Below are 22,793 nucleotides of genomic sequence, written 5' to 3' on the forward strand. Positions count from 1 at the left end.
CTAAATTAGTAGGTTGATTGAGCAAAAGTGTAAAATCTTATCGAGCAAAAACTGTCAACTTTATTCTAGCGTTTACACCAGCCTCTTCATGATTCTTCGGAGAAATATAAAATGGTATAAATATATCTAACTACTTCTTTTATGGACAAAAATAAATAAAAGTAATTAAAATACGTATAGATACTATTAAATAGTGTTCGAGACCTAAAAGAACGCTCACGAGAATATTGAGAGAATTTCACAGTCAAATCACGAGCTCATCTAAAAACGCAGAATATTTACAGAGGTACAATATAACAATTTGCTTTCAAGCGACTGAACGAAGAAGTGATTTCACTCATGGAAAGAGCCACCATAATCTATCGGGAGAGTCGAAAAAATGAATAGAAAGATAGCTTTGTTGGATTTAATATTTTATGTTGGCCTACCGTTACTCATTTGGAATCAAGGCAGGGAGCTCATCGGTGATTATCCAGCGATGCTACTATCAACGGTTCCTGGATTCATCTATACGCTTTATCGATTTTGGCATGAACGACGGGTGAATATTACCGGGATTTTCATCATTACCACATTATTGATTGGTACTTCGCTTGACTTGCTTGCAGGATCTGCGGAAAAAATGCTTTGGTATCAAGTTTATTTCGGTTTTGCAATAGCCGGATTTCATGCAATCTTTTTATTGATTCGAAAGCCATTAGCGCTATACTTTGCTGTCGATTTTGTTTCCTTACAAGGGTTTGACCCTGCCGAAAGCAAGATTCTTTTTAACCAACCGCCAATATTCAAGTGGTTTCAACGGATTCAACTTCTCTTTGTTGTCCGGGGAGTCACTTTAGCTTTTTTAAAAATGTGGCTACTTCAAAAGTACGGGATTGATGGATACGAGGCCATGTTAATTTACTTACGAGTGGCTGGGTGGATTTTCGGTGGTATGATTATGGGAATGTTTTTTTATACGAGCATACCGATTCAGAAGTATTTACAATCAAATGACATGCAGCAACAACAAAAATCCCTAGAAAGATAGTCTCTCGCTACCTTTCTAGGGAATTATATTTTTCGAAACTATTACGCTGGTTGATCTTCTTTCTCTGGAACTCCAAAGATTGATTCTTCCAGTACTTCAGCAACGTCCCGTGTTTGAACCGTTTCATCGACTTCTTTTGCTTTTGTTCCATCACTGATCATCGTTAGACAGAATGGACAAGCACTGGAGATTGTCGTTGCTTCTGTACGTAAAGCTTGTTCTGTACGAGCGACGTTGATGCGGTTTCCAGTTGTTTCTTCCATCCACATCAAACCGCCACCAGCTCCACAGCACATTCCGTTTTCCTTACTACGCTCCATTTCAACGACTTCAACGCCTGGTACGTGCTCCAAGATGTAACGCGGCGGGTTATAAATGTCGTTGTAACGTCCAAGGTAACAAGAATCGTGGTACGTAATTTTCTCATGAATTGCTTTTTGTGGCTTCAAGCGACCTTCTTGAATCCACTCGGCCAGAAGCTCTGTATGGTGGAATATTTCCGCTTCTAGACCAAAATCAGGATATTCGTTTTTAAAGATATTATAAGCGTGTGGGTCGATTGTAACGATTTTCTTAATATCGTTTTTCTCGAATTCTTTAATATTCTTCTCCGCAAGCTCTTGGAACAAGAATTCGTTTCCTAAACGACGAGCTGTATCACCAGAGTTACGCTCTTTGTTTCCAAGAATCGCGAACTTAATGCCTGCTTTGTTCATCAAGCGAGCGAACGCTAATGCGATCTTCTGACTACGGCTGTCATAAGAGCCCATGGAAGAAACCCAGAATAAGTATTCAAATTCTTCGTCTTCTTTTTTCAATTCTTTAACTGTAGGTACTTTAAGCGTATCATCTTGGTCTCTCCAATTTTCACGGTCTTTCTTGGAAAGTCCCCAAGGGTTTCCTTGACGCTCGATGTTCATCATTGCACGCTGTGCTTCAGGGTCCATTTTCCCTTCAGTCATTACGAGGTAACGACGAAGATCGATAATTGTATCGACGTGCTGGTTCATAACCGGACAAGCATCTTCACAGTTACGGCATGTCGTACAAGCCCAAAGCTCTTCTTCTGTTACAACGTCACCGATTAGATTTTTTTCCATAACTTGTTGAGCTAGCGTACCGTTTGGTTCATCTGCTACTTGATTTCCAGTGCGTCCTGCAAATGCATACGTTGGAACCCAAGCGGAACGTCCAGTCACTGCAGCCCCTTTTTCAGACAAGTGGTCACGGATTTTTAGTAATAAATCCATCGGAGAAAGCATTTTACCTGTGCCGGATGCTGGACAAACGTTTGTACAACGGCCACATTCAACACACGCATATAAATCTAGTAGCTGAAGATCGCTTAAATCTTCTACTTTTCCTGCTCCGAATGTTGGTTCTTCATCGGATTCTTCCATTTCATCAATGTTGAAATCAATTTTTTTCAATTTTCCATGCTTCTTATCTTTCGTGAACAATACGTTTGCTGGACCTGCAATTAAGTGAGCGTGCTTGAATTGTGGCACGTACACTAAGAAGGCCAACAACACGAGCAAGTGAATCCACCACATGACGAAGAACACAGCTGCTGCAGCGGTTGGACTCATCCAGCCGAATGCCCAAGCGATGGAGGATGCGACAGGCTCTGTCCATGTTAAATCATGTCCATGCCAAATAATCGCCATTCCGTTACCTGCTAAAACAGTTAACATTAGTGATCCGATAAAGTAATACACAAGACCCGCTGCAAATGTTTTCTTCAAGCGGACAAGCTTTTCGATATAACGGCGATAGAAACCCCAAATGACCGCAAATAAAATAACTAATGCTACGATCTCTTGGAAAAACTTAAAGCCTGGATATAAAAATCCGAGTGGTAAATGGGAGCCTGGCACGAGTCCTGCCCAAATGAAATCGATTGCACCAAACTGCACTAAAATAAATCCATAGAAAAACATAACGTGAATGGCACCGGATTTTTTATCTTTCAACAGCTTTTTCTGTCCAAACACATATACCCAAGCATCTTTCAGGCGCTGTTTGATCCCTTCATCAAACTCTGTTTTTCGACCGAGCTTAATATAAGCAATTCTTGTTCGGACAATTTGTACGAATAAGAAAATCGCGTAGGCCGTTACAGCAAGAAAGGCAAGCGCATTAATGATCAACAACGTCTCCATTCTTTTCCCCCCATATTCTTATGATGAACTGACAATTGATTATTCCTTATCACTATCTTAACAAAAAAAGTTGTTTAAAAAAGGAATAATCTGAATTATTTCGTCTAATTAAGGAGCATCCCGTTTTGAGATGCTCACAAATTAAGTATTATTTAGCTCTATTATACAATGAATGAGCATTCAGTCAATCGATTTATTTATTTTCAGCCAATTGTTTAGGGGTCGCGCTAACGCATCAGGCCCTGTCTTTCTGGTGATCGACGGGCTCTAGGAATTTTACGGGGGGTGTGCATTTCTCGAACACGGGAGAAGGCGTTTTTTCCTTCCTTCCCGGCTTGAGAGGGCTTCTCGAACACGGAAGGACATATAATTTCATTTGTTCCGTTCTTGAGAGCGCTCCTCGAACACGGAAGAAGGCGTTTTTTCCTTCCCGGCTTGAGAGCGGTTCTCGAGCACGGAAGGACACATAATTTCATTTGTTCCGTGCTTGAGAGTGCTTCTCGAGCACGGAAGGACGCGCTTTTTCCTTTCCGGCTTGAGAACATAAAATTTGAGTCACCTTAAAACAAAAGAAGAAAGCTTTTCTCGCTATTCCTCGTTTTCTTGTCTTAACAAATCTTTCCGCTGTTGCCCCTTACTCAAAGTTTAAGTGAGGGGGTTTTTTTATGTCGATTATTCATTTTCGTTTTCCATTCTGGTACAGAAAGTTTCTGCCTTCAGCGTTTTTGGTAATTCTTCAGGGTTAATTTTGTATTCTTCAAGGTTAATTCGCCTGGCTTCAGGGTTATTTCGGCATCCTTCAGGGTTAATTCGTTCGGCTTCAGGGTTATTTCGACATCCTTCAGGGTTAATTCGCTCGGCTTCAGGGTTAATCTGCGCAGCTTCAGGGTTAATTGCTTTGACGTACGCGCACGACAAAAAGCACTGATCGAAATCGGCGTCTTTTGACGTTACTATTTACATTTGCTGTGGTGCAAGAACGAATTATCTTGAATAACAATTTGAGCAACTTTAAGGAATGTGATTCTATCGTTGAGGAATCTCAATCTTCTCGTTTTCAGTTCGCAGTCTATCTATCGCAAGGCATGACCTATAGAACAAAGTAAATTTTTAATTTATAAAAGGATTTTTAGATTATAGATAGAAGTTGAAAAATAAGTCGAAATATACCGAAATTTTATAAAACATAGCAACTCTTGATTTTTTTATTTTTCATTTTGTTGAAAGTCATCTAATGGTTAATAGGTTTTCATCCTAATTCATAGGTTTTAGTGTCACGAAGTTAAGAACGCATCATCCGAAGGGAGGTGAAACCATGGCATCCAGATCAAAACTTAAAGATCCTGGTTTAATCTTAATGATTTTCTTGGTTCTTTATGCCTTATTAGTCTTTGTTTGGTGGCCTGCAGATGTATATGTATATGGAATTTCTTTAGTAGGCTGGCTCATGTTTGCCGGGTTATTTTTCTGGTTTTTATTAGCAATTGTCTATGTGATTTGGATTGAGAAGATTGAAGATCGCAACAATTCCTAGATCGTAGTGAGGAGGGTAAGCTATGCAAGTCACTGAATCTATTATTATGGTTATTTATCTAGTTGTGCTGACAATAATCGGAATATATTTCTATCGTCGAGCGAGACAATCTGAAAGTGATTACTTTACCGCTGGACAAAGCATCAACACGTTTGTTGGCGCATTTGCTATTTTCGCGGCAGTAGCCAGTTCTAGTTCACTACTTGGTGCAGTTGGCTCGGGTGTTGCGTTAGGTGTTCCTTATTTCTTTACGTATGCTTTTGGTGTCATCGCCATTATGCCATTTGCGATGTTTTTGATTTCCGGACAAATTCGTCGCTCTGGTGTGAAAACGGTTCCAGAGTTTTTTAATCAACGATTTGGAAGCTCTGTACAAATTGTGGCTGCCGTAATTGTTTGTGTTGGCATGACATTTTATATGGTTCCTCAATTAACTGCTTCAGGAATCATTGGCTCATATGTTTTAGGCATCGATTATACAACCGCAGTCATTGTACTAGGATTAGGTTTTACATTGTATGCAGCACTAGGTGGCATGTGGGCGATTACGTACACGGACTTGATTCAGGGCATCATTATGATTGTTGGAATCGTCATATTAGCCTTAGCCATCTTAATGAATCATAACGGGATTGGAGCCTTAATCGGTGATGCGCTAAGTACTGATCCGGAATTTGGTGATATAACTCAGCCATGGATGTCTTATTTCGGTTTATTCATTGCTTTTTTATGGTTCGGAATCATTTCTCCGTCAGTCGTCATGCGGAATTTCGCTTCGAAAAGTCCAAGAATTGCCCGCCGCACTTCGATGTGGGCTTGTTTGATTTATTTAACGTTATTTGTTTCAGGTTTCATCGTTACTTCAGCAGGTGCAAGCCTTGGCATTATAGATACATTGGACAATACTGATATGATTTTCGTATCGGTGATTGACCATTATTTACCGGCTATACTTGGCGGAATCATGCTAGCTGGGTTGCTTGCAGCAATTATGTCCTCAGCTGATGCAATGCTACTCGCGATTTCTGCGGCAATTGCTCATGATATTTATAAAGGGTATATCAATAAACAGGCGAGTGAGCGATTTGTTACAGGTCTTGGATTGATCATTATGATTTTAGCGAGTGTCGTTGGTGTGATCATTGCGATTGATCCACCTGGTTTGATTGCAATCATGGTCGGCTGGGTCGGTGGCTTCCTGCTCTCTTCTTTCGGATTTCCGATCGTGTTGGGTATCTGGTGGAGTCGAGCGAATACACAAGGCGCATTGGCTGGTATGCTGAGTGGAGCGATTACGTTTGTCATCCTCATCACATCTGGTGTATTGCCGACGAACGCTGAACCAATCATTGCTGCTCCGATTTCATTGTTTCTTATGATTGTCGTTAGTTTAATGACTTCACCGCCGCCGAAAGAAAAACAGGATTTGGTTGAGTTTTATCATACACATTTAGAAGATACGAACTGATGAGGAAAAGGTGATTGATGTGTTGACGAAAACAAAAATGACCGTGAAACAAATTGGTGATCGACAGGTAGTTAGTGAAGATAACCTTTATCAGTTTGTCTATAAAAATATTGGGTTGAAAAGTAAACTGAAAACAAAGGTAAACAAAGCGTATGTGAAAGAGCATTTGGCTAATTATGAATTAATTTATCACCCGATGTGGTTAGCGAAAACAATCATAATTGCTGAACGGCCACCATTCACTCCAAAAAAATTGCCTAATATTATTTTTGTCGATGCAGTGTCCGGTTATCGGGGCGTTTTTCAACGAATTCCTGTCGTGCAAGAGATTGAGATCAGTCAAGAAAACGTGGTGAAAAATAAAATTAGGATGGATGAGTGTAAGAGTAAATACATTAAGGACGTTCAAGCTCAGCAAATTGACCGCTCATATATTTTGAAGAAACCGAAGCATGAAATTGTTGATTTATTTTTAGTCTATCTACCGATTTGGAGAGTCACATTGAATATTGGCTCGAATGACGAGACATTTTATATTAACGCAAACACTGGAGAAAACGAAACGTATATGCGTGAACGGTGGGAAAATGGAAAAGATTTAATTTAATCGTACAGCTCACCGTTCTCAACTCCACCCCTTACTCAAAGATTAAGTTAGGGGTGTTTTTTAATGGCGATTACTCATTTTCGTTTTTCATTCTGGCACAGAGAATTCCTGCCTTCAGCGTTTTTTAGGAATTCTTCAGCGTTAATTTCCTCAGCTTCAGGGTTATTTTTGCAACCTTCAAGGTTAATTCGCTTGGCTTCAGGGCTATTTCGGCCAGGGTTAATTCGCTTGGCTTCAGGGTTATTTCAACATCCTTCAGGGTTTATCGACCCGGCTTCAGGGTTAATTGCTTTAACGCACACACAAAAAGGCACCGACCGAAGTCAGTGCCAGTTTACGCGACTATTTACATTTGCTCTGGTGCGTGAACACCGATTAAGTTCAATGCATCTTGAATAACGATCCGCACGGCTTTGATCAATGCGATACGGGCGTGTGTTTGTTCTTCGTTCTCTAAATCGATAACTTTTTCAGCGTTATAAAAGCTGTGCAAGTCGCCGGCTAATTCAAAGACGTATTGTGGAATGCGGTGTGGCATTTTTTTGTTGGCTGCTTCTGTGATTACTTGCGGATAATCTCCTAACCGCTTCAATAAATCAATTTCTTTTTCGGATGTCAGTAGAGATACGTCCGCATCAGCTTCCACATCAATGCCTTTTTCTTCAGCTTGCTTTAGCATGCTGCAAATTCTTGCGTGTGCGTACTGAACATAATAAACCGGGTTTTCGTTGGATTCGCTTGTCGCTAAATCCATATCGAAATCAAGGTGAGAGTCATTGGAACGCATGATAAAGAAATAACGTGTTGCATCCAAGCCCACTTCGTCGATCAATTCTTGCATCGTAACGGCTTTTCCTGTCCGCTTACTCATCTTCACTTTTTCACCGTCTTGGTAAAGGTGAACAATTTGAACGATTTTAATGTCTAAAATATCTTTTGGGTTTCCTAATGCTTGGATTGCTGCTTTCATTCGGTTGACGTATCCGTGGTGGTCGGCTCCCCAAACATTAATGAGTTCATCAAATCCACGGTCAATTTTATTCTGGTGATATGCAATATCCGGTGTTAAATACGTATACGTTCCATCTTGTTTAATAAGTACCCGATCTTTGTCATCGCCGAAATCGGTACTCTTGAACCAAGTTGCGCCATCTTGTTCATAAACATAGCCGTTTTCTCGTAGCTGGTCGACGACGAGGCCGATCACACCTTTTTCATATAAAGACGTTTCAGAGAACCATGTATCGAATGGAACACGGTACTCTTCCAAGTCTTTTTTAATACGCTCAAGCAGGTGATCGAGTCCATGTTGACGGAAAGCTTCTAGCCGCTCTTCTTCTGTCACGTCGACAAACTGATCCCCATGCTCTTTATATAAATTGTTCGCAAGTTCAATGATATCTTTTCCACGGTAACTATCCTCAGGCATTTCAACGTCGTGACCGAGCGCTTGGAAGTAACGGACTTCGATTGATTTAGCTAACAGGTTGATCTGATTTCCCGCATCGTTGATATAATACTCGCGTTCAACTTCGTAGCCGGCTTTTTCCATGACGTTTGCCAATGCATCACCGTAAGCTGCACCACGTGCATGACCTAAGTGAAGTGTGCCGGTCGGATTAGCAGAAACAAATTCGATTTGAACCTTTTTCCCTTTGCCATGGTCCGTCGTTCCATATTGGCTTTTCGCTTCGTTAATTTCTGTAACGACTTTTGTTAAAAAGGATTGATCCATAAAGAAATTGATGAAGCCTGGCCCAGCGATTTCGATTTTTTTCACCGATGCTTGACCCGTATCAATCTGTTCTACGATCTCTTCTGCAATTTGTCGCGGCGCTTTTTTCGCAATCCGCGCTAGCTGCATCGCCATATTTGTCGCATAATCACCGTGTTCCTTTTCCTTCGGTGATTCCAATATAATTTCTGGAATCTCTTCTTCACTTGCTAATTCCGCTTTTAAAATAGCTGCTTTAATTTCACTTTTCAATTGCTGTTCTACTTCAGCGACGATATTCACGTGTTAATCCTCCTCTTGAAAGTTCACCTGCAATGTATGTCTACGTGACTCTTGGTCATTAATGACAACATCATAATCAACGTAAACTCGACCAGAACGCTGATTCATCCCTTTATAGAATTCCATTCGGTGGGTTGTCGTTTCTAAACGAAAACTACCATAAGGATGGGTATATAGCGCTTCTGTTTTATTGCCAATTCGAAAAACTTGGTGGAGCTTTAGTGTACCTTCTCTTTTCAAAACAATTTTTTCTTTTTGAATGATGATTGTCGTTTTTACCTTACCGAAATCATCCATCTGTTCGTCATATTTTATCACATGCAAGTCATTTTTGTGGATATATTCACCCTTTTCTTGCTTTTTGATTGATTCTTCTCCGTCTTCATCTATTATTTCTGCATTAACTTCGATATCTACTCGAATTGGATCGACCATAGCCATTCCCCTTTCACTTTTTCTCATGGTGTAACGGTATTATGTATCTTCGTTTAACTCTTATGTTATAGAGAACTGGTTTGATAAGCCTAGCTAGCATTGACTCATGCCGCTTTTTTCTAGTGAAAATTTCTATTATGAAACACGCAAAACCTTTTTCAGTCTAACGCAAGACAACCTTCCTATCAAAAAATTCATCTCGATGTTTATATTCTTCCCAACTTTTCCATACTAATAAAGATAATATCGGCCAAAATTCGCGTAACTTCAGGGGTTATCGACATGTTCAAAAAACTATTTTTCTCAATTATAATCGTCGGTAGTTTTATGCTATCCGCCTTTGCTGTCATTGTATTGTTCACCTATTTATTAGGTCCTCCGGATACGAATTTTCATCAACAAACACAATTTTTCGACCGTGATGAGAATTTGCTTGAAACGCAGGCACTCGTCGATCAACGGGAATATATTGCTATTGAAGAAGTTTCTCAGCACTTAAAAAATGCTTTTACGGCTGCAGAAGATCAACATTTTTATAATCACCACGGATTTGATCTCAAGCGGATTGGCGGGGCTCTGTATCAAAATGTCATTCATCAAGACAAAAGACAAGGTGCTAGTACAATTACCCAACAGTATGCCAAAAACCTTTATTTTACGAATGAAAAAACATGGACACGAAAATTCAAAGAAGCTTTAGCTTCCATGCGTTTAGAAATGTTTTTAACCAAAGATGAGATCTTTGAAGGCTATTTAAATACCATTTATTTTGGCCACGGGCAATATGGCGTCGAAGCAGCAAGCCAATATTTTTTTGATAAAAGTGCTCGAGATTTAGAGGCTGATGAAGCCGCTCTTTTAGCTGGAATTCCGAAAGGCCCAGCGATTTATTCACCACTCAACGACTATGAACGCTCACTCGAACGGCAACGATGGATTTTGCGTAGAATGGTGTCACTCAATTTACTCGATCAACAAACATTTGACGCAATAAAGAATCGAGATGTGCCAATTGTGACAACTGTTGCGAGTGATGCAAACAAAGATTCATTGTATTTCATGGACACTGCCATGAAGCAAGCAGCCGAGTTACTGGGTATTAGTCGCGAGGAGCTGAAACACGGGGGCTATAATGTTTATACCACGATGGACGTACAAGCACAAGAGCACTTGAGTGCAACAGTTAAAGAAAATTTGCCTGAAGGAGAACTACAAGTTGGATCAGTAACAATTGATCACCATTCGGGTGAAATCGTTGCCCTTCAAGGTGGAAGAGATTATAAACAATCATCTTATAATCGGGCGACTCATGCGAGCCGAATGACTGGTTCAACCTTTAAACCAATCCTTTATTATGCTGCACTATTGTATGGCTTCACACCTGCAACGACATTAGAGAGTACTGAAACGACTTTTCAACTAGAAAACGGCAAGACGTATAAGCCATCCAATTATGGTGACCTCTACGCCAACGGGCCGATCACGTTAGCACAAGCTTTAGCGATTTCTGATAATATTTATGCAGTGAAAACGAATCAATTTTTAACATCGGATAACTTAATTGAAGCGGCGCGTACATTTGGTATTGAGGACGATTTGCCAAGTGTTCCTTCATTAGCGTTAGGTTCAGGTTCCACGTCGGTGATGAGCATGACAGAAGCTTATGGCTTGTTGGCGAATGGAGGTCTATCGGTCGATCCTTACATCGTCAAAAAAATTACGAACGAAGATGGGGAAGTATTGTATGAGCATGAGCCAGAACCATCCGAAAGAGTTCTCGACAAGGATTATGCTTTTGTGCTTACTCACATGTTAACGGGGATTTTTGATGAACGGTTAAACAGCTATAGTCGAGTTACCGGTGCAACGATTGCCCCGATGCTTACTCATCATTATGCAGGGAAATCCGGGACGACACCGAATGACAGCTGGATGATTGGCTATAGTCCATATTATACGACTGCCGTTTGGACAGGATATGATGATAATCAAGAAATCGTGAAACGAGAAGATCTCGTTGCAGCAAAACAGATTTGGGCTGAATATATGGAAAAAATTCATGAAAACAAACCGGCTCAACCTTTCAAAGTTCCAGACGGTGTCACAGGGTCTTATATCGATCCTGATACAGGCTATCTACAAGGTCCAGCTTGTGAAGATCGGACGCGCCTGATGTATTTCATTAAAGGAACTGTTCCTAAAAATGTGTGTACGGAGTAGCGCTTCACTCCATACATGTCAATGGACATCTCACTATAAAATGATAAAAAAACGGGACTGATCACTCGTCTAGTGACCAATCCCGCTTTTTTGTCCTAATAAACATGTAAAGACCCATGTTTAACCCTATTGTAACGAGGATTTCACAAAAGTACAATCAGAAAAAACATTGTTCACAATTCATTCAAAATTAATCGAACGCCGCTTTCAATTCATCTTCTGCATTTTCCCAGTACTGTGGGTTGAATTCAATCAAAAAGTCTTTGAGTAATTTTTTCGAATGGTCATCCATTTTATCAATGACAACTCTACCTTTTAGCGACTTGTCCATACTATTAACATGTTCAGCAAGGATTTTATAGCCACGGCGAGCTTCCCGGTCGACTTCCAAGAAACTTGCAGCAATTCCATAATAGAATGGTCCCGCTTCACTTCGTTCAACCGTCGTCCATACAATCCAGTACGGTTTTCCATTTGGTACTTCTTCTTTATCCGTAACGAACCGAATTCGTTTCTCCACTTCACTTCGAGCATGCATGGCACCCATGTCCACCCAAACCCGATTCTCATTCGGATCGACAATCAATGGCGACATATTCTCTAAACTGATGGCACCTCCACCAGAGAATCCGGGATGGCCGTCAATCGGATCATCTTTCATGATGGTAAATTGATTACTCTTTTTTCCCGTTGATTTTTTATTTTGATCAAATGATTTCATCACCATGGACCTCCTCGAGTTCTGTTCTTTTATTAAGTAGTCATTTCTATTGTGCCATATTTCGTAACTGTTACAAAACAGAACCGCTTTTAGAATAGGTTTGCGAAGAAATTAAAAATGCTTTTGAAAAAATTTCCGATTGCAGCGAAGAAACCACCTTCTTCTGGCTCTTCAATCTCAAAGTTTTGTTCTAAATAGTCTAGTACTTGTTGATTATAGTCTGAACCAGTCAGCTCATCTCGACTGAAAAAGTCATGTAATTCACTGGCAATCTGGTCATCGATTTGATTCGTCCATTCGTTACGGATATTTTCTTTATCGGTAAATGCAGCATCCATTGTATATAAAACGAAATGCAAATCGATTAATTCATATTCGTCTCCAACCTCACGAAAATGATTTTCAACATCTATGCGATAATCGTTTTCTTCCATTGCATAAGACGCAAACGGAATCATCCATAAAATAAGTGTTATGATGAGTATCTTCTTTTTCATTTCTTACCCCCCTAACCTAAACCATCTTCATGATGGCGTAGCCCAATACGATCCAGCCTATCAAAAACGCAACGCCACCGATTGGTGTAACCATCGCGAATGTCTTCGTTTCAGTCAGACTATATAAATATAGGCTTCCAGAAAAAATAATGATTCCGGCGAAAAAGAACCAACCTGCAGTCATGTAGTTCCCGAGTCCTGTTTTCAATGCTAAAATGCCTGTTGCGAAAATCGCGATCGTATGAAACATTTGATATTGGACTGCTTTCTCCCAAGTGCCCATTAATTTTTCTGATAGCTTTCCTTCCAAACCGTGCGCTCCGAATGCACCGAGTGCAACTGCAATAAAGCCATTTATTGCTCCGATTAGCAGTAATGCTTTCATATTTATTTCTCCTTTTTTATGTTGTTAAAAGTCAAAGATGGAGTCTCCGTTGGCATCGTCTTCATCCAGTCTTTTCCCTTGCTCCAGATCATGCTGCTTCTTTTCAACTTTTGGTGAAACTTCCATCACTTTGGCCTCGGCTTCTTCAATCGAGAAGTTTTGGGGTTGATCAGATACAGGCATGCTGAACTTGCCTTGCGCCTCGTTAGTTGAACGATCTGACCCTGTAATTAACGTTGCCATTGATTGAACGGAATACATTTTTGCCATCAATTGATCTGTTGATGTGGTCGCATCAATGGATTGCAATTCTTTGATCATCTTTTCAATAATTGCTTGATAAGAAACTGACATGGTGTTCCTCCTGTATTCATTTCTCAGTTAAATAGTATATCATTGATAAGCATCGAATTTCTTCTATGAAGGCTATGTTCATAAAAATGATATTTTTAATAACAAAAAGAGGCTGGGACAAAACTCAGTAAATTGAAAAAGCGTGGTACTTACCGATTAGGCAGGTACCACGCTTTTTATATTATCGTTTATTTTTAGTAAACAAAAAGGATCGCCTCTGATAAAATTAAAGTAACCACACAATAACTATCGGAGGGATCCTTATGTTTAAACATTATAACATGAATCAAGTGGTTTTACCTTTAGATTTGGAAATAAAATTACAAGAAAATGATATTGCTTACGCTGTAAATGACGTGGTGGAAACAATTCCGGATGATGCATTCGCAGGTTTTCAGCGTGACACAGGCTGTCCAGCTTATCATCCACGCATGATGATGAAAATTATCCTGTGCGCCTATACGCAATCTGTCTTCTCCGGCAGAAAGATTGAAGGATTACTCCGTGACAGTGTCCGCATGATGTGGCTAGCTCAAGGATATGAACCAACGTATCGCACGATTAATCGGTTTCGTGTGCATCCGGAGGTTAAAGAGATACTGCGTCAATGTTTCGTCCAATTTCGCTGCCAGCTTGTGCAGGAAAAACAGATTGATGAAGAAGCAATTTTCATCGATGGGACCAAGATTGAAGCGAATGCCAACAAATACACATTTGTGTGGCGCAGGGCTGTTGAGAAATACAGTGCTAAATTGGTGGCAAAGTCCAATCAAATGTATGATGAATTACTGGAAAACGCGATTATCCCTGAGATTGAACGGGAAAGCGAGGATGAATTATCCATCGATGAACTCAGTCAAATAGTTGAGAAATTGGATGAAAAAGTCGAAGCGTATGACAAAGCAATCGAAGCACGCGAAAGCGGGAGCGAACGGAAACACCTTCGTTTCGAACGTAAAGTACCGAAACAATACCGCAAAAAGTTCAGGGATTTTGCGGCGCGCAAACAGAAATATCGGCAGGACATGGAAATATTCGGCCAGCGCAACAGTTATTCCAAGACCGACCATGATGCCACGTTTATGCGCATGAAAGATGACCATATGCGGAACGGGCAGCTGAAAGCTGGCTATAATGTGCAGCTTGCGACAGAGGGGCAATACGCGCTCGCTTACGATGTATTCCCGAACCCGACAGATACACGTACTTTCGTTCCTTTCCTGGATCACATTGAAGAAAATTACTTTGAGCTGCCTAAGTATATCGTGGCTGATGCAGGCTATGGCAGTGAACAAAATTACGAAGATGTCCTAGAAAACCGAGAACGCACGCCCCTGATTACATACAACCAATATCGGAAAGAAAAGAAAAAGAAATACAGAGATAACCCTTTCCATTCCGCCAATTGGGAATATAACGAGGAAAACGATTATTTTATCTGCCCGAATGACCAAAAAGTCACATTTCGTTACCTATCCCACCGAGCAGACCGGTATGGCTATATACGAACCTTCCGAGTTTACGAGGCAGAGGACTGTTCAGGGTGCCCACTGCGTTCCCAATGCACCCAAGCAAAGGAAGGGAATAACCGAAAAATTTATTATAATGCGAAGTGGGAAAGCCAAAAAGCATACACAAGACAACAGCTTTCGGAGGAAGAAACTGGTGAAATTTACGGCAAACGTAAAATTGATGTGGAACCAGTCTTCGGATTTCTGAAGGCTAATTTGCGTTTCACACGTATGTCTGTAAGAGGTCAAGACAACGTGGAAAATGAATTAGGATTTGCATTCATGGCGGTGAACTTGAGAAAGTACATCGCCAAAAAGCCAAACCCTACCCTAAATGATGACAAACATTTAAACCAAAAATGTACCAACCATCAAAAATTGATGATTGGTACATTTTTTTACTTAATTTTGGCTAGTTATGTCCCAGCCTCAATTAAATGAATCTATTTACTAAAAATACTTGTTAACGCAACGACCAAGACGACCACTGGAGCGATGTAACGAACGATAAAGTACCAAATCGATTGTAGTGAATGATTATTGATTTCACTATTCTTAATCGCTTGATCTCTCGTCCAGTACCATCCTACAAAGATAGCAATCAACATGGCACCTAATGGCAAAATAAAGTTTCCGGTAACATAGTCAATTGAATCTAAAATACCTTTATCGCCAACAATCGTTACATGACTCAAAACGCCGTGACCTAAAGAAACGGTAATGCCAATTGCGAATATGACCGATCCACAAAGAATCGAGGCCGCTCTCCGGCTTAACCCTAGTGTTCGGTGAAAATATGCCACTGGAATCTCTAGCATAGAAAGTGCGGAAGAGTAGGCAGCCATAACTAATAAAACGAAGAAAGCAATTCCGACTAATCCGCCAGCTGGAATACTAGCAAATATGCTCGGCAACGTAATAAACACTAATTTCGGACCAGACTGCACATCCACGCCAAAGCTAAATACCGCTGGAAAGATCACAATCCCTGCAATAATGGCAAATACCGTATCCATTACACCGATACCGACTGTTGCTGCAGGCAAGCGGTCCTTGCTCTTCAAGTAACTCGCGTATGTCAGCATCCCTGAAATCCCTAGACTAAGTGAGAAAAAGGCTTGCCCCATTGCAGCTAAATAGACTTGTGGATTGCTGAGCTGACTCCAATCCGGTGTAAATAAAAAGGCTAATCCTTCACTTGCTCCATCCAATGTCAATGAATACACGGCTAAAACAACCATCAAAATGGCTAATGCCGGCATTGCGATTAAATTTGCACGTTCAATACCTCGTTTAATGCCGCGAATGACAACAAATACAACTGCGACCATGAATAGAAATTGCCAAATCAACGGTCCCCAAGTACTTGATGTCCAATCTTCGAAACCTTGACCAAATCCACCCGTAGGCTCTGTCCAAAAGTCCCCAATTAAATAATGAAATAAATAATATAATGACCAACCAGATACCACACTGTAAAAACTTAAAATAAGTGTGCCGCCGATCACACCCATGACACCTGTCCAATGCCATTTTGTTCCTGGTGCTAATCGCATAAAGGAGCCTACCGCATCTTTTTTACCCGCTTTCCCGACACTGAATTCCGCAAGTAGTAGCGGTATACCGAACGCTAAAATAAAAAAGATATAGATAAGCAAAAATGTAGCGCCACCATTTTCACCAGCCACGTAAGAAAAGCGCCAAATATTCCCTAAACCGACAGCCGATCCCATGGCAGCTAACATAAACCCAAGTCTTGATTTCCATTCGTCTTTTTTCATTCCTTGATCCAACTCATCCACCTCTTTTTTTATAGAGAATGCCCAGCCTTATCGCTATCCACATTCACTATCTTTTAACGTATAGTTCATCATATGTATGTTAAGAAATAACTTTTTATCACTATAACACAGTTATTGATTAAAGGAATAGAGAAAATTTATTTTTTCATACAATTAAATCGTTTGGAATATATTAAAAAAACACCACTCAAAAGAGCAGTGTTTTTTGACGAAGGTGTTTTTTCTCTGGTGAGAAATGTTGTTTACGGGTTTGTTGATTTACCATCCACGATATTAAATCCCGTTCTTTATTGCATAAGTTTCTTCCAAGCTTTCCTTCAAATCTTCCGACCAACTCTTCGAAATGCATCATAATTAAGAACGTTACCTCCCCTGTTACAACCATCTCTGTGTATGATATCTGTTTATGTATACGCTTTTAATTGATTCCATCTTTAGTATACACGAACTTCCACTAAATGTTAAGTAATATTTCAAAATTGTTAAATAATTTTTTATCTGCATTATTCTACAAAATATTTATACTTGTTATTGCATAAATAGTCATAAGGGTTTAAAATAAATTCATTATTAGGGGGGAGTTTTCGTTGAAAGAAAAGTATGCTGGTATTCATCATTTGAAGTTTATTGTTTTATCTTTAATTGGAATCGGATTATTCATGATCCCTATTCCAATTAAAGGAGAAACGACAATTGCAGTCGCCTTTTTAGCCGATCAATTTTTAAAGTTGCTAGGTGATTTTGCACTTATATTGGTCGTTCTATTAATTTCTGTCGCTGCTATATTGTCTGTCATTGTGTACATCATAACATTATTAAATCCTAATAAAATAAATCCGAACTCTTTTTTCGGTTCATTGTTCCGGGTCAATTTATTTTGGACAATCGTTCGTGTGATTGCCATGGTGTTTGTATTATTTACTTATTTCAAAGTCGGTTGGGAAGCTGTATACTCTGGTGCTACAGGTAGTATGATTTTAAATGACCTGCTCGTATTTCTAATCGCTGTCTTTTTAGTCGCAGGCCTTTTACTGCCACTCCTGTTGAACTTTGGTTTGTTAGAATTCATCGGTGCATTGCTAACGAAAGTCATGCGCCCTGTCTTCACACTACCTGGAAGATCGACAGTCGACAACTTGGCTTCTTGGTTAGGTGATGGGACAATCGGTGTATTATTGACGAGTAAGCAATATGAGGATGGCTATTACACGAAACGTGAGGCTGCAGTTATTGGAACGACTTTCTCCGTTGTTTCCATCACCTTCACGATTGCCATCGTTCGTCAAGTTGATTTAATGCACATGTTCTTGCCTTTATACGGTACAGTTGTATTAGCTGGTTTCGTTGCAGCGGTCATTATGCCACGGATTCCGCCATTGTCTAAGTTCGCTGATACGTATTTGAAAGAAGACCAAGAGCCATTGGATGAGTCCGTTCCTGAAAATTATACAGCGATTACTTGGGGGTATAAACAAGCGGTCGATCGAGCGAGCAAAGCTCCTAATCTCATTAACTATTTAAAAATTGGGGTTAAAAATGTTCTGGATATGTGGATCGGGGTCTTGCCAATTGTTATGGCAATTGGAACATTAGGTGTTATCGTTGCTGAATTTACATCTTTCTTCACTTGGATTGGTGCACCTTTCGTACCGATCTTAGAATTAATGCAAGTTCCTGAAGCAAAAGCGGCTGCAGAAACATTGCTCGTCGGTTTCACGGATATGTTTCTACCCGCAATCATTATCGAAGGCGTTGCCAACGACATGACACGCTTCATCGTTGCTGCTTTAAGTGTGACACAGTTGATTTACCTATCCGAAGTCGGTGGTGTGCTGTTAGCTTCTAAAGTTCCTGTGAACTTCTGGCACCTACTTGTCATCTTCTTAATGCGTACGGCAATTACATTGCCAATCATCGTCGGTATTGCACACTTAATCTTTTAATCTATAATATATAATTAAAAAAGCGATCCCGCTGTCATGGAAGTGACTTTGGGATCGCTTTTTGTATGATGTTAATAAGTTAAAAACGGTAAACCTGGCTTTGCTTTTGCTGATTTCAGGTTCGGCAAAAAAGAATCTTCCGTACGATTAACTCTATAAGCAGCCATCAAATATTTCGTTGCATCTTTATATCGCTTCATTTCGTTCATAACACTTCCAGCCAATAAATAATAACTGCATAATTCATGTTCCTCTTCTAACTTTTGATAAAATGGGATTGCGTCTTTAGTCAGTAGTTGATGCAATTGTTCATGTTCGCCACGAAAATAATATAAAATAGATTTCAACTTATATTGGTAGCGAGCATTACGACACGTTTCAGCTATTTCTAATCCTCTGTTCAATTCTTGAATCGCACGATTATTTTCACCGAGATAAAAATAAGTCATAGCCAAATAATGACTCGAGATCAACTCAACTTCATGATTTGTTTGTCGTGAAATCACTTTTTCAAAGTATTCACGTGCCGCTTCATACTCATGCTTTTGTATGGACATAATACCGTCACACATATAAATGACCGATTTTATTAACCCGCCTACTTGAGCTTCATCCAGATTTCTAAGCTTTCCAAAATAACTTTCAGCTGTTTCTAGGTCTGCAATTAAACAATAATTCAAACCCAGAATAATTTGACAGCTGATTACACGTGTATAGTCCAAATTTGCCTGAAACGTTTGAAAGGCCTTTAATGCATATTTATTGGAACGTAGAATCATTTCCATACGCGTGTATGCACTTGCAATCATCAAATAAAGATTAGGATCGGATGTTTCTTTTATCAATTTCTCTGCCAATTTAAAATGCTTAATTGCATTCGCGCAATAAAATTTCGTCAAATAATAATAACCGACAAACTTGTGATAGCTATATGGATAATGCTCCTCCAAAATCCATGAAAAACTTTGTAAATACGTGAACTTTTCATCTAATTTTTCATGTTGACCCGTGTACAAATAATGAGCGAATAACGACAATTCATACAAATAACTCAATTCAATAGATATCTTTTTTTCATCTAACAACTGAATTTCCTGGAATAAAGATTCTGCTTTTTTTACATCATATTGATGTAACGTATCTAACCAATTTTCCAACAGCTTTCTTACATGCTCATCTGAAGAACCGATGAACTTTTCAACAGGAAGCTCCATTCGCTCACATAATTGGCTGACAATCTCTTTGTTCAAAGAAATTTGGTTGTTTTCTAATTTGCTTAAATAAGCGCTAGAACAAATACCTTCTGCTAACTGCTCTTGTGTGATTCCTTGGCGCATGCGATGCCATCTGATTGTTTGACCAATAAGCGACAATCCAATCTCCACCTTCTATTCCAACTTATTGTTCTATTATAGTTCTTTTTGACTAGATTTTCCACAAAAACTATCAAAAATTACCAAGGAATCACAGCAAAATGTTAGCTATGAATGAATTGCCCACTCTCCGTCTTTTAAAATCTCTTCTTTTTCACCACTTTCGGTGACACCGTATATCGTTAAGTCACTAGAACCCATCATGAAATCTTCATGAATTAAACTTTTGTTGATGCCAGCCTCTTTTTGTTCGTCTGCACTCATGTTTTCACCGTTTTCTAAGTTTGTGGGATAAGCTTGTCCGAGTGCTAAGTGACAAGAAGCATTTTCGTCATAAAGCGTATTGAAGAAGATTAATCCTGACTGAGAAATAGGTGATGAATGAGGAACTAAAGCAACTTCACCGAGCCGAACTGCCCCTTCATCCGTATCCAGCAAATGTTTAAGCGTTTCTTCTCCTTTACCCGCTTCAAAATCAACCACTTTACCATCTTTGAATGTCAGTTTAAAATCATCGATTAAATTACCATTATAGTTTAAAGGCTTCGTGTTTCGGACAGTACCTTCTACACCTTCCCGATGTGGTGCTGTAAATACCTCTTCTGTCGGCATATTCGGATTGAAAATGACTCCTTTTTCCGATTTTGCCGTTCCTCCTGCCCAAATATGGCCTTTTGGCAACTGAATGCGAAGGTCCGTAGTAGCTGAATGATACTCTAGTGCGACATATTTTTTTTCATTTAAATAATCTCGAATATCATGCAACGTTTCATTATGGTCTTCCCAAGCTTGAATTGGATCTTCTTGATCGACACGAACAATTTTAAATATTTCTTTCCATAACTCATTCATCGCGTCTTCTTCATTTTTGTCAGGATATATTTTTGCTGCCCATTTTTCTGTAGGTACCGAAACAATTGACCACTGAATCCGGTCGCTCATCATATATTCCCGATACTCAGCCAGAGCTTCACCAGCCGCTTTATTTGCTTTGGCAATTCGTTCTGGTTCAATCCCATCCAACAAATCCGGATTAGGTGCATAAACACTCAAAATACATCCACCATTTTTGACGTGACCGGTTTGCTTATCGACCAACCAATCCGGAATACTTTCTAACACATGTAGTGGTTCGTTCTCATATTTCTTTCTTGTGATTACTTCATCTGACCAGTTAACTGTTACATTTTCTGCACCTACTCTGTAAGCTTCCTCTACTACATGGTGCACAAAGTCTCTTGCCTCGATTGGTGCATTAATAAAGATTGGCTGTTCTTTTTGTACATTTACACCAACCTTCACAGCAAGCTCGGCATATTTCTTTAATGTAGCCTCTGTTGGCATCATACGACACTCCTTCTTTTTCTATTATGCCTTATTATTTCATATTCCGAATAATTTAAAAAGTATTCGTATCACTTATTGACAGATATTTTTCACATTAAAAAAAGATGATCTCTAAAATTTGATTGAGACCATCTTTTAACTAGCTGTTAACGTTCAATTCGTTTCTCGTTTAGTTACTTTTTTTCATCCACCCAGTTCAATAATTCCTCTTTTGCTACATTATAAAATTCGGGAATCATATTGTCTTGATAGATCTTTTCAAACTCCTCGTGAAGTTTATTGACTTGTTTCAAGTAAGCTGTCGCCTCGTCAACCTTCAACCGATAGTCAATCTTTAAAATACTAATCGCTTGCTGATCCTTTTTCGATACTGGTTGTGTCATAAATTTTTCAGATAGATTATATTCTTCATCTTTAAGCAGATTTGGGTGATGCTCGTGTGGAGCGGTCGCATCAAATATAGACAGCCCTAGTTCAGGAAGGATTACCATGTCTAAGCTCGTCGGATCAAATCCACAATGATACACTTCGACATCAAATCCGCGCTCTTGCGCTTCGCGAGCAATTTTTCGTAGAATGGTTGATTTCCCCGACCCTGAAGTGCCTTTCATAAAAATTCTTCGGTTTGCTTGGTTTGTTAAATTTTGAATAAAATCAACAGGTCCTTCTGGTGTAGCTGCACCTAAGTAGCGATGATGTACGCTTGACGGTTTATTCAACATATTATTCTCAAATATTTCGACCTTCAAATGATCTGTTGCCCGATTGGCTTCTGCAAAGTTCATGTAAGGCCCATAAATGCCTTCAACTTCATGATGAATCGCTAGCGCTTCTTGGAAACTTTGAACAGCAAGTGTGTGGACTTCTTCTATTTCTTTCTCTAATCCTACTAAAGATTGCTTCTTTTCAATTAATCCTTCTTTGTCATATCCCTCTCCGCAGAATAATAGGCTTTCTTTAATAAGTGGCCATTTCATCCGGCGAATATTCATTTTTGAACGATCAAAAATACCAGCATTCAATTCTGTAAAAACGATTCCTTCAAGCTCGTTTTGTTGAATATGATTGTAAATATAGTCTATATTTAATTGGTTTTTCATTTGGTCAGCAACATCTTTGAGCAGTGGACTTATAAGCGATGTGTGCCCACCTTCGATGTAAAGAACATAATCGAGTTGTTCGATTAAGTTTTCATAAAAATTGACGTATCCTTTTGCAGTAGTACCTCCCATAAAATACTTATGTTCAGACATATCATCATCCTCCCGGTCTCCCTTATTGTATGAATTTAAGCTTTGAAAAAGACCATGGGACAAGTGGTTTTAGATAATTGGGCGAGGGACATGTATATGAACAAAAAAGGCTGGGACAAAATCTTTAAAGTTGA

General features: G+C 39.5%; 19 protein-coding genes. 7 read left to right on the forward strand and 12 right to left on the reverse strand.

Annotation, left to right across the window (positions count from 1 at the left end; genetic code table 11):
• Positions 1 to 379: 379 nt before the first annotated feature.
• A complete protein-coding gene (locus FPQ13_RS08580) occupies positions 380 to 1,030 on the forward strand; it encodes a VC0807 family protein (protein WP_144088932.1) in 651 nt (216 codons plus the stop codon).
• A 41-nt stretch (positions 1,031 to 1,071) separates the two neighbouring features.
• Here FPQ13_RS08580 and FPQ13_RS08585 read toward each other — a convergent pair whose 3' ends face one another.
• Both FPQ13_RS08585 and FPQ13_RS08590 read right to left on the reverse strand, forming a co-directional pair.
• On the reverse strand, positions 1,072 to 3,192 hold the full coding sequence (locus FPQ13_RS08585; protein ID WP_144088933.1) for a (Fe-S)-binding protein: 2,121 nt from the start codon (positions 3,190 to 3,192) through the stop codon (positions 1,072 to 1,074).
• Between the two features lie 672 nt (positions 3,193 to 3,864).
• Positions 3,865 to 4,110, reverse strand: coding sequence for a hypothetical protein (locus FPQ13_RS08590; protein ID WP_144088934.1), 246 nt, complete (start codon positions 4,108 to 4,110; stop codon positions 3,865 to 3,867).
• Positions 4,111 to 4,507: 397 nt separating this feature from the next.
• Between FPQ13_RS08590 and FPQ13_RS08595 the strand changes: the two genes are divergently transcribed.
• Genes FPQ13_RS08595 through FPQ13_RS08605 form a run of 3 tightly spaced genes read left to right on the forward strand, consistent with a single transcriptional unit; the run spans position 4,508 to position 6,801 of the window.
• Entirely contained in the window at positions 4,508 to 4,726 is a 219-nt protein-coding gene (locus FPQ13_RS08595; protein ID WP_144088935.1) for a hypothetical protein, read from the forward strand.
• Between the two features lie 22 nt (positions 4,727 to 4,748).
• Positions 4,749 to 6,194, forward strand: coding sequence for a sodium:solute symporter family protein (locus FPQ13_RS08600; protein WP_144088936.1), 1,446 nt, complete (start codon positions 4,749 to 4,751; stop codon positions 6,192 to 6,194).
• A 22-nt stretch (positions 6,195 to 6,216) separates the two neighbouring features.
• Entirely contained in the window at positions 6,217 to 6,801 is a 585-nt protein-coding gene (locus FPQ13_RS08605) for a hypothetical protein (protein ID WP_246065443.1), read from the forward strand.
• 346 nt (positions 6,802 to 7,147) lie between these two features.
• Here FPQ13_RS08605 and argS read toward each other — a convergent pair whose 3' ends face one another.
• Both argS and FPQ13_RS08615 read right to left on the reverse strand, forming a co-directional pair.
• The gene (argS, locus tag FPQ13_RS08610; protein WP_144088937.1) at positions 7,148 to 8,818 is read right to left on the reverse strand and encodes an arginine--tRNA ligase; all 1,671 of its coding nucleotides are present in this window, start codon (positions 8,816 to 8,818) and stop codon (positions 7,148 to 7,150) included.
• A gap of 3 nt (positions 8,819 to 8,821) precedes the next feature.
• Entirely contained in the window at positions 8,822 to 9,253 is a 432-nt protein-coding gene (locus tag FPQ13_RS08615; protein WP_186279620.1) for a YwiB family protein, read from the reverse strand.
• Between the two features lie 282 nt (positions 9,254 to 9,535).
• Here FPQ13_RS08615 and FPQ13_RS08620 point away from each other — a divergent pair, with 282 nt between their 5' ends.
• Positions 9,536 to 11,473 carry a transglycosylase domain-containing protein gene (locus tag FPQ13_RS08620; protein ID WP_144088939.1) on the forward strand — a complete coding sequence of 646 codons (1,938 nt, stop codon included), beginning with the start codon at positions 9,536 to 9,538 and terminating at the stop codon, positions 11,471 to 11,473.
• Positions 11,474 to 11,663: 190 nt separating this feature from the next.
• Here the strand turns inward: FPQ13_RS08620 and FPQ13_RS08625 are convergent, their stop codons facing one another.
• The 4 genes from FPQ13_RS08625 to FPQ13_RS08640 form a co-directional block, all read right to left on the reverse strand.
• Positions 11,664 to 12,194 (reverse strand): YwhD family protein, encoded by a 531-nt coding sequence (locus FPQ13_RS08625; protein WP_144088940.1) that lies wholly within the window; start codon positions 12,192 to 12,194, stop codon positions 11,664 to 11,666.
• Between the two features lie 89 nt (positions 12,195 to 12,283).
• Positions 12,284 to 12,691: a hypothetical protein gene (locus FPQ13_RS08630; protein ID WP_144088941.1), complete on the reverse strand. Its 408-nt coding sequence runs from the start codon at positions 12,689 to 12,691 to the stop codon at positions 12,284 to 12,286.
• A 16-nt stretch (positions 12,692 to 12,707) separates the two neighbouring features.
• Complete coding sequence (locus FPQ13_RS08635; protein WP_144088942.1) at positions 12,708 to 13,076, reverse strand: DUF423 domain-containing protein; 369 nt, start codon at positions 13,074 to 13,076, stop codon at positions 12,708 to 12,710.
• Between the two features lie 24 nt (positions 13,077 to 13,100).
• A complete protein-coding gene (locus FPQ13_RS08640) occupies positions 13,101 to 13,430 on the reverse strand; it encodes a DUF5327 family protein (protein ID WP_144088943.1) in 330 nt (109 codons plus the stop codon).
• Between the two features lie 263 nt (positions 13,431 to 13,693).
• On the opposite strand from FPQ13_RS08640, the gene FPQ13_RS08645 reads away from it, so the two are divergent.
• Positions 13,694 to 15,382 carry an IS1182 family transposase gene (locus FPQ13_RS08645; protein ID WP_144088944.1) on the forward strand — a complete coding sequence of 563 codons (1,689 nt, stop codon included), beginning with the start codon at positions 13,694 to 13,696 and terminating at the stop codon, positions 15,380 to 15,382.
• 2 nt (positions 15,383 to 15,384) lie between these two features.
• Here the strand turns inward: FPQ13_RS08645 and FPQ13_RS08650 are convergent, their stop codons facing one another.
• A complete protein-coding gene (locus FPQ13_RS08650; RefSeq protein ID WP_377863172.1) occupies positions 15,385 to 16,743 on the reverse strand; it encodes a sodium-dependent transporter in 1,359 nt (452 codons plus the stop codon).
• Positions 16,744 to 17,330: 587 nt separating this feature from the next.
• Here FPQ13_RS08650 and FPQ13_RS08655 point away from each other — a divergent pair.
• On the forward strand, positions 17,331 to 18,686 hold the full coding sequence (locus tag FPQ13_RS08655) for a YjiH family protein (protein WP_246065444.1): 1,356 nt from the start codon (positions 17,331 to 17,333) through the stop codon (positions 18,684 to 18,686).
• A gap of 71 nt (positions 18,687 to 18,757) precedes the next feature.
• On the opposite strand, the gene FPQ13_RS08660 is transcribed toward FPQ13_RS08655, so the two are convergent.
• From FPQ13_RS08660 to FPQ13_RS08670, 3 genes are all read right to left on the reverse strand, one after another.
• Complete coding sequence (locus tag FPQ13_RS08660) at positions 18,758 to 20,059, reverse strand: helix-turn-helix domain-containing protein (protein ID WP_144088945.1); 1,302 nt, start codon at positions 20,057 to 20,059, stop codon at positions 18,758 to 18,760.
• Between the two features lie 108 nt (positions 20,060 to 20,167).
• Entirely contained in the window at positions 20,168 to 21,403 is a 1,236-nt protein-coding gene (locus FPQ13_RS08665) for an aminopeptidase (RefSeq protein WP_144088946.1), read from the reverse strand.
• 176 nt (positions 21,404 to 21,579) lie between these two features.
• Positions 21,580 to 22,659 (reverse strand): hypothetical protein, encoded by a 1,080-nt coding sequence (locus FPQ13_RS08670; RefSeq protein WP_144088947.1) that lies wholly within the window; start codon positions 22,657 to 22,659, stop codon positions 21,580 to 21,582.
• Positions 22,660 to 22,793 lie beyond the last annotated feature (134 nt).

Source organism: Allobacillus salarius (assembly GCF_007559425.1).
Classification (GTDB): Bacteria; Bacillota; Bacilli; order Bacillales; family Alkalibacillaceae; genus Allobacillus; species Allobacillus salarius.